General features: G+C 38.6%; 9 protein-coding genes and 2 pseudogenes. 4 read left to right on the top strand and 7 right to left on the bottom strand.

The features are described 5' to 3' along the window. A complete protein-coding gene (locus J2Y03_RS26390; protein ID WP_310199996.1) occupies positions 1 to 1,065 on the bottom strand; it encodes an LLM class flavin-dependent oxidoreductase in 1,065 nt (354 codons plus the stop codon). Positions 1,066 to 1,186: 121 nt separating this feature from the next. Between J2Y03_RS26390 and J2Y03_RS26385 the strand changes: the two genes are divergently transcribed. Together J2Y03_RS26385 and J2Y03_RS29155 are read left to right on the top strand one after the other, a co-directional pair. Next, a complete protein-coding gene (locus J2Y03_RS26385; RefSeq protein WP_132096780.1) occupies positions 1,187 to 1,546 on the top strand; it encodes a winged helix-turn-helix transcriptional regulator in 360 nt (119 codons plus the stop codon). A 217-nt stretch (positions 1,547 to 1,763) separates the two neighbouring features. Further along, a pseudogene (locus tag J2Y03_RS29155) lies at positions 1,764 to 2,030 on the top strand (tyrosine-type recombinase/integrase); the annotation flags it as partial. A 184-nt stretch (positions 2,031 to 2,214) separates the two neighbouring features. Here the strand turns inward: J2Y03_RS29155 and J2Y03_RS26375 are convergent. The 5 genes from J2Y03_RS26375 to J2Y03_RS26355 all read right to left on the bottom strand — a co-directional run bounded on the left by J2Y03_RS26375 (position 2,215) and on the right by J2Y03_RS26355 (position 7,109). Next, a complete protein-coding gene (locus J2Y03_RS26375) occupies positions 2,215 to 2,814 on the bottom strand; it encodes a 50S ribosomal protein L25 (RefSeq protein WP_310199994.1) in 600 nt (199 codons plus the stop codon). 321 nt (positions 2,815 to 3,135) lie between these two features. Continuing rightward, on the bottom strand, positions 3,136 to 3,918 hold the full coding sequence (locus tag J2Y03_RS26370) for an alpha/beta fold hydrolase (protein WP_310199992.1): 783 nt from the start codon (positions 3,916 to 3,918) through the stop codon (positions 3,136 to 3,138). 330 nt (positions 3,919 to 4,248) lie between these two features. Then, the gene (locus J2Y03_RS26365; protein WP_310199990.1) at positions 4,249 to 5,568 is read right to left on the bottom strand and encodes an NtaA/DmoA family FMN-dependent monooxygenase; all 1,320 of its coding nucleotides are present in this window, start codon (positions 5,566 to 5,568) and stop codon (positions 4,249 to 4,251) included. Positions 5,569 to 5,594: 26 nt separating this feature from the next. Continuing rightward, complete coding sequence (locus J2Y03_RS26360) at positions 5,595 to 6,632, bottom strand: LLM class flavin-dependent oxidoreductase (RefSeq protein ID WP_310199988.1); 1,038 nt, start codon at positions 6,630 to 6,632, stop codon at positions 5,595 to 5,597. Positions 6,633 to 6,761: 129 nt separating this feature from the next. Continuing rightward, positions 6,762 to 7,109, bottom strand: coding sequence for a MarR family winged helix-turn-helix transcriptional regulator (locus J2Y03_RS26355; RefSeq protein ID WP_310199986.1), 348 nt, complete (start codon positions 7,107 to 7,109; stop codon positions 6,762 to 6,764). A 1,238-nt stretch (positions 7,110 to 8,347) separates the two neighbouring features. On the opposite strand from J2Y03_RS26355, the gene J2Y03_RS26350 reads away from it, so the two are divergent. Both J2Y03_RS26350 and J2Y03_RS26345 read left to right on the top strand, forming a co-directional pair. After that, entirely contained in the window at positions 8,348 to 9,703 is a 1,356-nt protein-coding gene (locus tag J2Y03_RS26350) for a purple acid phosphatase family protein (RefSeq protein ID WP_310199984.1), read from the top strand. Between the two features lie 98 nt (positions 9,704 to 9,801). Beyond that, a complete protein-coding gene (locus tag J2Y03_RS26345) occupies positions 9,802 to 10,890 on the top strand; it encodes a HupE/UreJ family protein (RefSeq protein WP_310199982.1) in 1,089 nt (362 codons plus the stop codon). A 1,137-nt stretch (positions 10,891 to 12,027) separates the two neighbouring features. On the opposite strand, the pseudogene J2Y03_RS29150 reads toward J2Y03_RS26345, so the two are convergent. Next, positions 12,028 to 12,295: pseudogene (locus tag J2Y03_RS29150) on the bottom strand (transposase); the annotation flags it as partial.

The raw sequence follows: 12,295 nt of genomic DNA, 5'->3' as shown, positions 1-12,295 counted from the left end.
TTACTTTGCCTCTTTCTTTGTATATTTTTTAATCGCTGGTAAAATTTCTGTTCCAATTAGTTCAATGTTTTTCATAATATTTTCAAATGGCACACCAGCAAAATCAAGCTGTGCTAAAAAGCGTTGATGACCATACAATTCATGTTGGTAGAGTAATTTTTCAATAATTTGTTGCGGGCTACCAATTATCATAGCATCACGGACATCGCCTACTTGAGCAAAAAATTGCTTTGGATAGCCTCGCCCATTAATTGCTTCCATTCCACTATTAATATGCGGATAGACTTCTTTCATGGCTTGTTGTGTTGTTTCAGCTGTATAGAATAAGCTTGTTGTCGCAATCGGTAATTCATCTACGTCAAATCCACTACGTTGTGCTGCTTCTCGATATGCATCAACAGATGGTTTGAAGTTTGCTGCAGGTCCACCAAGTGTTGCTAATACCATCGGAACCCCTGCATAACCAGCTTTTATAGCACTAGCAGGTGGTCCTCCTACTGCTCGCCAAATTGGCAATCGTCCGTGTAATGGCTGTGGTAAAATTTCAGCATCTTTAAGTGGCGCACGGAATTTCCCTTCCCATTTAATGATTTCTTCTTCATTTATTTTGTTAAGTAGCTCAAACTTTTCTTCAAATAATTCTTCATAATCACGTAAGCTAAATCCAAGTAAATTAAATAATCCAACACGTGATGCACGACCAGCTATTATTTCAGTACGTCCATTGGAAATTAAATCGATTGTTGCAAAATCTTCATATGCCCTTACAGGGTCCCATGTGCTAATAATGGTAGATGCACTGGAAATTTTAACTTTGTCCGTTGCTTGTGCAATAGCTCCTAATACAACCGTGTGTGCTTGTGTTGTGAAATGTTCTTGATGACTTTCGCCAAGACCAAAGAGATCAATACCTGCTTCTTCTGCAAGTTTTGCTGCCTCTATTAATTCTTGAATACGTTGTTGCTGAGAAATACGTTGTCCTGTATGTGGATTCGGTAGATGATCACCGAGTGAATATAAGCCAAATTCAATACCTAAATCTTTTTTAATTCGATATTGTTCCAAGAAAATACCTCGCTTTCAAAAAATCTATTATGATGTTATTATGAATCTAACAATACATTTTAAAAAGTACGCACTTAAAAGTGCTATAGTATCTTTTAGGATACTGTAAGGAGGTATCAATTTGGAAAAACAAGCAAGAGACTGTCAAGTAGATGAAGCACTAGAGATCATTGTGGGAAAATGGAAGCCAATTATTCTACTTCTGCTATTCGAAAATAAAGTTATGCGTTTTAACGAACTTAAACGTGCCATACCGGGCATTACTCAGAAAATGCTGACAACACAATTGCGTGAGTTAGAGGAAGAAGATATCGTAAATCGGGAAGTGTATGCTCAAGTACCACCCAAAGTTGAATATTCCATTACTGCATATGGAAAATCCATTGAACCAGTTTTAGAAGCGATGCATGAATGGAGTACCTTGCATTTAGAACATAAAAAGAACAAAGATACAAAATATATAACAACTCATACACGCTAGCTGAAATTTTGCTAGCGTTTTTTTATTTCAGAAGTTTCTTTTTGGAAACTAGGGATGATAAAAGTACGTACTTATCAAATGGTCAATAAAGGAAAGAGGATATTCTGATAGTACAAGGGAGGGAATACATCGAACTGGAAGAATGATTTTTCGGAAAGCATTAGAATTGGAGCTAATCAAGAGGACCCTACTGAATTTGCAAACAGAGCGATAAACAGGATATCCTATCGTAATCAAAACGGTACAACTGAGAATGGCAAGAACTGATTGCTCTTGCAAACTTAAATCTTGAATTAACCCCACACTCTTTACGACATACACATACATCGCTTCTTGCAGAGGCCGGTGTAGTTCTCGAACAAATTATGGACCGACTCGGCCATTCCGATGATCAAATAACGAAAAATATGTTCTTCATCTAACGCAAGAAATGAAAAAAGAAGCCTCTCAAAAGTTCGCTGAACTCATAAGAAGCCTCCGTTAAAAATCCTCTAATAACACAAATCAAAATTCGCTTAAAAAAGTATTGACATAGTTTTTCGTTTTATTTATACTTTTAATGGTAAAAGACAAACAGTATTAAAAGTCTGAAATATGCTCAGTTTAATGAAGCTTAGCGTGGAGTGCTAATTTTCATAAGTTGGTTCCTATTTCTACTATTTCAGAGACTAAACTTGCGATGCTTCCACCTTACTAGCATCCTCTTCTTCCTCTGTTATAGCTTTCACATAGTCGACCATCATGATAGCTTCTTCATCCTCATGCTTGAACGTACAGTTACTATATTCTTTTTTAATATCTGCTATTTGAACGGTATGACCGATTTCAAAGTTTGTGATATCAATTTCAATACTATCAGGCAGATCATTAACTTTTGCTGTTATATTTAATTCGTGAAGAAACTGTTTAGCAACTCCTCCAACTTTTTCTCCATTAGACGTTCCCTTTAAAATGACACTAACACTTGTATCAATTTCAGTGTGACTATCAACTTGAAGAAAATCCACATGAAGTATATCCTTTGTTACAGGGTTATTTTGGTAATCTCTTAGTATCACATCTTTTGATTTTCCATCAAGGTTTAGTGATATTATACCATTTCTACCAACTTTCCTTATCACGTTCCGTAATTCTTTGTACTTAATAAAAATAGATTCAGTATTAATCTCTCTTCCATAAACAATTGCAGGGATTCCCCCATCATTTCTCAATGTTTTCAAAGTAGATCTTTTAAAATCTTTTCTTTCTTGAGCTACTAGTGTATTCACTTTTTACTTCCACCTTTCTGATTAGTTGAATCTTAGACTTTTATTTTAATAGTCTAGATCTATTAAAAATCATCATACTATTCAAGTATATCTAATCCTGTATATTATTTCAAAAAAAAGAGCTTATCCGTTTTGTGTACTGCAAAAGCCTATTTTAACTAATTTGTTCGTAAAAAGAACCTTTCTAAATATTTTTTCAGTATCTCATTGCCACCTCAACTAAACACTACTAAGTAAACTCTCCTACCCCGTCACTTCAAAAAGAAAAGCCGCCAAATGGCAGCTTGGTCTTCGAAACTTGCTTCCTTATGAAGAGGACTATCAACCAATAATTTGCTTTAATAGTTTGTTAAACTTGTCACGTTCTTCCCAGAAAGGACCATGACCGCTGTAATGAAACGGAACAAGCTGTGAATTTTTTATTGTTTGATTTAGTTCATGAGCCTGTGCAAATGGAATAACTTTGTCGTGAACACCATGAATGATTAAGGTAGGGACATGTATGTTTGGCAAATCTCCATAAAGCTTCTCATCTCTTAGTGTATTGATGATCGCTGCCGTTGACCAACCAGCTGCTTGCAAGCCCAATTGAAAAAACCACTCAGAGAATGAGTTTGTTATATATTGAAAGAAAAAGTTGTCTATCACTTCTTGCATCATCTTAGGCCGGTCATTTAACGCTTGAGTAAGAAATCTAGTCGCAGTTTCTGTAGTAAAGCCTATAGGAGCTGCAGCGTCTACTAGGACAAGGTTGGATACTCCGTAACCATTATGCCGGGACATATATCGAATCGCGATTGCTCCACCTGTAGAGTGACCTACAAGTGTGAAATTGTCTAATTGAAGTACATCAACTACTGTACGTATATCATCCGCCAATCGGTCAAAATTATATCCACTTATTGGCTTATCCGACTTTCCAAATCCTCTCCAGTCAATTCCGATACAGCGGTAACCCATAAAGGGAAGAACATCAAATTGATATTCAAACTGTTTATGGCTTAGCGGCCAACCATGCAAAAACACTATCGTCTTACTGCCCTCGGAATTTATATCTTCTACATATAATTTTACGCCTGATTCTACACTAACATAGTACCCCACTCCGATTCCCCCTTGAAAGCTTTACCAATATGATATTCATTTAGGCAAGGTGAATGCCTATTACTTATTCACATGAGTTGTCGTCAGTGATGAAGGACAGTGCTTAATGAAGCTTTTGCTTACTTAAACCTTGAATTAAAAAGTTTAAGAGTGGAGAAACAAGCACACGATTAATTAACGATAAAATTGTCCCAGCAACCCACTTTAATAACCTTATGGAAGTCGCTGGATATCAACTAAAACAAGCTATATTTAAGGATGAGCAGCTTAAAAATAAAAGTGCCTGGCACCTTGTTTACTTTTAAAAATTCACATGTATGTTAATCAAGTTTATTCCATAGCTCCATATTGGTAAGGTATCCCCATATGTTCTCGTAAAGTAGTACCTTCGTAATCTTCATGGAACAATCCTCTTTCTTGTAAAATAGGAATAACTTGGTCAACGAAATCACGAATTCCATCAAAACTTACGTCTGGTTGAATGGCAAAACCATCACACGCACCATTAACGAACCACTCTTCCATAAAATCAGCAACTTCTTCAGCGGTACCAACTATAACAGGATGATAGTTAATTACGCCATGTGCCAATACATCCCGGATGGTCATGCCTGTCTTAACAAGTTCTAATGCTTGGGGGGAACGTGGATCATGTGGGTTCGCAAAAGCATGTTTAAGCATTTGCTCAGGAACCGGTTGATCAATCTGTTCGTATGATAAAGGAACACCAATCATCGACCCTAAATATTGTACCCTTCCTCTCAAATCACCATTACGGTCAAGTTGTCTTCGGCGTGCTAACGCTTCTTCTTTAGTAGGTGCAATGGAAGGGATAATACCCGGAAACACTTTTATTTCATTTGGGTCACGTCCGAATTTTTTGGCACCTTCCCGGAAAATTTCTCTGTAAACACTTGCAGTCTTCATATCATATGGATTTGTATACAGACCATTGGCATAGCGTCCAAGAATTTTAAGTGTTTCTTCGGATCCGCCAGCTGTAAAAATAACAGGTTGACCTTGCTTTGAAGGCGGAATTGGTAAAGGTCCTCTTGACTTTAGATAATTTCCAGCCAAGTTAACCGGTTGAATTTTGTCCATATCAGCAAACTTTCCATTTTCAACATCAAGCAGCAGAGCATCTTCTTCCCAGCTTCCCCATAACCCCTGAACAATTTGAATAAATTCATGAGCTTGTTCGTATCTTTCTTGGCGACTAGGTACTTTGTCTCCAAAATTCATGGCTGCCACAGGGTTGGAAGTCGTAACAAAGTTTACCCCGATCCGACCATTACTGACAACATCCAATGCTTTAAGCTGACGAGCAACATTATATGGATGGTTGAAAGTCGTAGATATCGTCGTAAGCAAACCAATTCGTTCGGTCTCTCTAGCCAGTGCTGTCAATAAAACAATGGGATCCATCGGAGACTGAGGTGGTTGATTACTGATATCGCTCGTTAAAGCTGGTGTATCAGCGAAGAAAATCATTTGTATTTTTCCACGCTCCGCTATTTTTGCTAACTCAACCTGCACATCTATATTTGTATAAGCATCTGTAACTGCATTAGGCATATGCCAAGCACCTTGATCTAAACCATAACCTGAACCCATTTGCATCACTAATTGCATTTTTGCTTTGTTATCCATCCTGTCTAACTCCCTTAATATTGTTATTATCCTTTTAAATTAAATTCTTTCGCTAGCATACGATAAGCATTGTGACTAGCCTTTTTATCAGAGTAAAATTCCATAATCATTACTTCATCTACCATTGCTTCTTTTCCTATATGTCTTAGTTTCTCTGCAACCGTCTGAATACCGCCAATAATAAATCGATCTTTATTTTGTGCTCTTGCTGCTTTTTCATTTACTGAGTATACGTGCTTACTCGCTTCTTCCAATGTCGGAAATGGTGAATGAATATCGCCGGTATGTAGTTTAGCCCAATATAATTCAACTGGTCCTGCCAGATACTCTGCCTCTTCATCTGTTTCCGCCGTTATCAAAATAGTAGAGAAAATTCCTTTTGGTTCTGAATTATGTGCCGAAGGTTTAAATTTATTATGATATCTCTTTAATACTGGAATCGCTAAATGTGGTGCAAGGTGAGAAGCAAAAACGAATCCAAGCCCCTCATTTATCGCAAATTCTACTCCTCCCGTACTCGAACCTAACATATACATATCCGGTATTAACGAATGATTTCCACCATTTGGAATGGGAATAATCCCTCTATAAGGATGATCAGCAGGGAAATTCCTTTGGAAAAACGATAACATCTCATAAAATTGTTCTGGAAAATCATAAGAGGTAACGGCTTCTTTAGAGCGTCTTAACGCATAAGCAGTTAAATGGTCTGTTCCAGTAGCTCTGCCAATTCCCAAATCAATTCTCTCCGGATGCAGTGCCTTTAATAGAGAAAAATTTTCTACGACTTTCAACGGGCTGTGATTCGGCATCATAATACCACCTGCACCTACTCGAATACGCTTTGTATGTGCAGCCGCATGAGCTATCATTAATTCTGGAGATGTGCTTACTTGGTTTGCTGCATTATGATGTTCTGCAAACCAATAGCGTGAGTAACCCAATTCATCTGCAAGTTGGACTCTTTCTGTGGAATCTTTCAATGTTTGACTTGCATCATTTCCTTGCAACTTTGTACCAATATCCAAAATGGAAAGTTTAATATCCTTATTGTTAATCGACATATTTCATATTTCTCCTTTAATTTCTATTAAAATTCAAAATTTGTTAGCTTGCTAAGTATTTAACTATGATTGTGCAGAAAACTAATTCTGTATTTACTTAGGTTGCTAAGTAAATGATTAAATGAAGAATTATCGAAGATTTTTCTCCATTTGCTGTAAGATTTCATTCAAGAGTACACGATTCTCTGCTGTTATTCCTTTTAATATTTTCTCTTGTTGATTGCACCACATTTGCTCAATAGGCTCACGTACAGCTGACCCTTTCTCAGTTAAATAAACACGACTCACTCGACCATCGACTGAATCTTTCTTGCGATAAACAAAGCACTTTTTCTCAAGTGTTTTGACCATATTCGTTACGGTAGGAGGCTCACAATTCAATTGTTCAGTCAATTGCATCTGCGTAATACCATCTTCTCTCCATAATTTGCATAATAAATTATCTTGACCGACATGAAGATCTAGTTCTCGTAACATTTCCGAGTATTGTCTTCGCATCTGAGAAGATATTTTATCAATGTGTTCACGTATTTCATTATCAATCACAATAAAACCTCACTTTCAATAAATATTTAGCAAGCTAAGTAAATAATAGCATAATCCTAATTTTAAAACGAATTTAATGAATTATGTGTATCACTAAGTACCAGTAATTAAAAATATATAGTTTGAGGCACTTGATGTTACCTGCCATTCGTTCTCATAATTTCATATTCTTTTCTATTCCCTATTCAAGAAACCTGCTCCGTAAGTTAAAGAAGCAAATGTATTTTTTATAGGTTTATCATTGGAAACATCGTAAGAATTGACATCCCAAGTGACACACCATTTGACACTTGATTTTGGGTGTACAACAATCTTTGTCCTTTAAATTTATTATGTCATTATTGGTTCCACTTTTCTATAAGAGGTGTTCAAAATCCTTATATTAAAGGGAAATGGCATACGTCGATTCTTATGCCATTTCTTATGTCAATTTATCGTTATGCACCTCAAAACGAAACAGTTTATAAATTTATAGGAAGTGGTTTTTGCTATTGATATAAATTATTTACATGACTACTTCATAAAATGGGTGAGAAATAGCCGTAACTATTTCTCATTTTGAGTGCATGTAGTAGGCTTAAAGCCTACATCATGCCGCCCCTAAGGTGAGAGTGTGTATTATCTTATACGATGTGTGCAAAAAGTGCGATATATCAAGATTTTGGTAAATTTGAAGTGTAACATCTTTAAAGAGAATTTACCGTTTTTCATTTGATTGCGTTAGCAATATGTTAGCAATCTCTAGTATATAAATGTTATGAGTTAGTTTATTGCTACCTATTCTTCAGGTATCCCTTAAAATAAGTTACTCGAAAATGCTATTTTGGAATTAATCAACTTTGTTTAGAGTTCATTGCTGATATACTACCCTTTAGAATTGGCTTTTCATGTTTACAAATTTAACAAAAAATTTACAAATATGTTAAAAATTAAACGGTCACAAATCTTGACTTGGGTACTGTTGCCTAGTATTTCATCCTCGATAGTGAAAATCTACACTCCTAAATAATAAGAGGAAGTGTCAATCTCCTCCCTACCTCGCCCATTTTTAGACTTTTTTCCCATTTTATCCTGATTTACCTTTTCTTTACTCTATTCATACATCCGCTAAATAACGCTATCCTATGATTGAATTGTAATACATATTCGTACAAAGGGAGATGGATTGAATGAATGTTAAGAAGATGTTCAGCACCACGAAGAGCAGAACGATTTTGCTATCAGCCTTGCTGGTTGCCGCGGTTCCGACCATGAATGTTGTCCTTGCCGACCTGACTGCAACAAAGTACCCGGCTTCGGAGACGTACAAGCCTACCCCTGTACCAGACCGGGTAATCCTGAACTGGAAAGGTGACACTGCCACTACACAAGCTGTTACCTGGCGCACCGATACTAGCGTAGTCACACCTCAAGCCCAGATTGCTGTTGCAGGTGATGGCCCATCCTTCAAACAGCAAGCGGTCACCGTTAATGCCGAAAGCTCAAGTGAAGTAAAAGGAAATCAGGAATACACTTCAAAATACCACACCGTTAACTTTGAAGATCTCAATCCGGAAACAAAGTACTTGTACCGGGTCGGAGATGGCGTTAACTGGAGCGAGTGGTTTGAATTCGAAACAGCTTCCAACCAGGCAGAGCCCTTCTCCTTCCTTTACGTTGGGGACGCGCAAAATGACATTAAAGAACACTGGTCCCGTGTCATCCGTAATGCCTATTCCGATATGCCTGATGCTGACTTCATCATCCACGCCGGCGACTTGATCAACCATGGGGATGCAGACGAACAATGGGGTGAATGGTTTGAAGCTGGCGGCTGGATCAATGGTATGGTTCCTAGCATTGCCTCTCCAGGCAACCACGAATACTCCAAAATCGTCAAAGGAGCACCAAGTGGACTTTCCCAATACTGGCAACCACAATTTGCTTTTCCTGAAAACGGACCTGCCGAATTCAAGGAAAATGTCTACTACACCGATTATCAAGGCATGCGTATTATTACCCTTGATACGAACCTTCGTGGTGTAAACCTAGACAAGCAAGTAGCTTGGTTAGAAGAAGTTCTGACCGATAACCCGAACAAGTGGACCGTTTTGACATTCCACCATCCAGTTTTCTCAACTTCTCCTGGTCGCAATAACCAAGAGGTTCGTGACAAGCTGCTTCCTGTCATCGAAAAGCACAGTGTGGATCTCGTTCTTCAAGGACATGACCACAGCTACGCTCGCGGCATGGTCACCAATGTTTCTGAAGGAACAAATGCAATGAGCGAAAAAGCCGACACCGTCTTCGTTGTCTCTGTTTCCGGTCCTAAGATGTACGACACTACAACGAAAAACTGGGATGATAATGGTGCCGAAGTGAAAAAAGCAAGCAAGGATACACAGCATTATCAGCTAGTTACGGTTGACGGAAACAAGCTTTCCTATGAAGCCCGTACTGCCACTGGCGAATTGTATGATGCTTTCGACATCAATAAAACGCCAAGCGGTGAGAAGCAGATAAAAGAGATTAAAACAGCGAAGTAATAGAAAACAAGGATGGAGATGGATCACCACGATACCATCTCCATTCCCCTGTTTTCCAAAGGAATATTTTTTCAAAAAAGGAAGGAGCCCCACATTATATGAAACAACTACTTACTCTGAATTCTTTCATCCTTTTATTCGTACTCTTATTGACAAGCTTCCTTCCAAATAAGGCAAGTGCCCACGCCAACAGCTATGGCTATATGGACGTTCAGGACGGATCCGATGGAGTTGAAATAGATCTTGCCCTTGATTTTTCTGAGCTTGCTGAGGCATTCGGGTTTATTGCTGCCTTTGAATCCGCAGATTCGATACAGAAAATGGAAGAAGTACTATCTCAAAATGAAGAAACCCTTACGAATTACATAACTGCAGGCATGAATGTTTACCGTGACGAACTTATTTGCGAACCGCGAGTGACCGGGACAAACGTCAGCATGACGAGCGACAACTATCCCCTCGCACACTTCCAAATGGAGTACCCATGCGGCGGTGAATCAACACGCATCGCATATGAGTTATTTGTTGACGATATCAACCGTTCACACATTAACTTTGCCACCATCGAAGGCGAAAAAGAAACCCAAGAATTCACGTTTACAATTGCCGAACGCGAATTAGTCATCGGCGATCGGAACTGGCTTCGTCAGGCTTCGAACTTTGTCATCCTTGGAATTGAGCATATCCTTACAGGCTATGACCATATTTTATTCGTGTTGTGTCTGATCCTCCCAGCGGCCATTTCACTCGGCCGGGTCGTTGAGGTTGTCACCGCTTTTACGCTTGGTCATAGCATCACACTTGGCCTTGCAACACTCGGCATCGTTTCACTTCCTAGCCAATTGGTAGAGGCAGCGATTGCCCTCAGCATCGTTTTTGTCGCCATCGAAAACCTTTCAAAGTGGCAATTAAAAAAGCGCTGGATCATCACCCTCCTGTTCGGCCTCATCCATGGCTTCGGATTTGCCGGAATCTTACAGGAAATGCAGCTCTCTAGCAGCACCGTCGCGTCATCCCTGCTCTTTTTCAACCTTGGTGTCGAAATCGGCCAGATCGCCATCATCGCACTCGTCTTTCCATTGCTTGTCATGGCCAGAAAGTACAAACGTTTTCCCGCTTTCGTCACAACCAGCTCCACCCTTATCATGGCCATGGGCATCTTCTGGTTCGTCCAGCGCCTCAGTTGAAAGAAAGAAGCACAAGAGACCACTTGGTATACCACCCAAGTGGTCTCTTTGCATGCTTAACTTTCAGCCAGAGAAGCCAATTTAGAAACAATGGTGCCTGGCACTAGATCGAAAGATTCTTCGATGCTGCTATTCCGAGTTCTTCACACAAATACATTCTTAAATTCGACAAACTTTTTACCACTCAAAACCCATTTAAGCCCTACATCACAGGAAAAAACACGTTTTTAATCAAACGATTGATTAGCACAAATCGGAACTAATTAAACATTTGATTAAAACCGCCATAAACCCTTTTGAAAAACGAACCCTGTCATCATTTCAAGAAAATTTTTTGTCGAGGATTGGTTACGGCTTTTATATTTATTTCTTTGTAGGGGGAGATTACATCAATCCGCCCATAGGTGAGAGTGTGTAATATCTTTAACGCTCTGTACCAAAGGAGTGGTATATCAAGGTTTTCACTTGATCAGTAAGGTCACATCTATAACGGGGTTTTACGGTTTTTACTTGATTGCGTTAGCAAAATGTTAGCAAGCATTTCTTCACACTATTAGATCTTTAATTCAGTGCTTAAACAAGGAAAGCGGTGCTTATTCATTAGCATCGCTTCTAATAAATGAATGCTGTAGGTCATATCTTAAAGGTATAACAGATAAACCGGTTTTCGCTGCGATTGTTCTTGGTATTCTTAGCCATAGAAAAATTCCTCCTTAATTTTACTAGAATTCCATTACACTCTTTATATTCCCGCCCTCTATTGAATTAAACATCCTTTTTTTCATTTGCTTTTAGAACAACCAAAAAGACCTCCTATAGGTTCAAGTGAACTTACAGGAGGTCTCCTTATGTGTTAATTTAATTCAAAACCACCCAAAGGAATTGACTTTTATAGTTCAATAAGGTTTTTTACTTTGAAAGGCCAGTGGGTCAGTCCACCTCCACTTTAATGCAACAGGGGACTGCCTCCTAACTCCTAAATATATTTGTTTTCACTGGTTTTTTTTCTATCAAACCGGGTAAATACGCATATATCTTTAGATTAATGAACTGGGGGGAAAGGAACATGAAAAGAAACAACACGATCATGCAATTTTTCGAGTGGCATATAGAGCCAGATGGCAACCAGTGGAGAAATATCGCATGTGCAACTATAATAGCTGCTCTTTTGTTGCCTTTTCGTCCAGCTGTTCGTCGATACAATGCACCAAGATAGTTTTTTGAACCCCTGACTGATTGAGCTGCTTCAGTTAATGCTGATCTTAAATACTTATTTCCATTTTGGATCTACTAGATTTCCTTTTACCTGTGCTCTCATTGTGTCCAGGGACCAAGGCTGCCCATGAACATAAATGTGCGGCAGTCGGGAATTGGTTTCCAACGTCCGTACCAATTTCAGCTAAGA

The organism is Neobacillus niacini, from assembly GCF_031457145.1.
In the GTDB taxonomy this organism is placed as follows: domain Bacteria; phylum Bacillota; class Bacilli; order Bacillales; family Cytobacillaceae; genus Neobacillus; species Neobacillus niacini_J.
The sequence above is the reverse complement of the archived record's forward strand: the minus strand, read 5'-3'. Positions and strand labels throughout refer to the sequence as shown.

Bases quoted from the DNA above. Each gene is read 5' to 3' on its own strand.
- J2Y03_RS26350 (WP_310199984.1), top strand. From the start codon at position 8,348: ATGAATGTTAAGAAGATGTTCAGCACCACGAAGAGCAGAACGATTTTG.
- J2Y03_RS26355 (WP_310199986.1), bottom strand. From the start codon at position 7,109: ATGTTACGAGAACTAGATCTTCATGTCGGTCAAGATAATTTATTATGC.
- J2Y03_RS26365 (WP_310199990.1), bottom strand. From the start codon at position 5,568: ATGGATAACAAAGCAAAAATGCAATTAGTGATGCAAATGGGTTCAGGT.
- J2Y03_RS26345 (WP_310199982.1), top strand. From the start codon at position 9,802: ATGAAACAACTACTTACTCTGAATTCTTTCATCCTTTTATTCGTACTC.
- J2Y03_RS26360 (WP_310199988.1), bottom strand. From the start codon at position 6,632: ATGTCGATTAACAATAAGGATATTAAACTTTCCATTTTGGATATTGGT.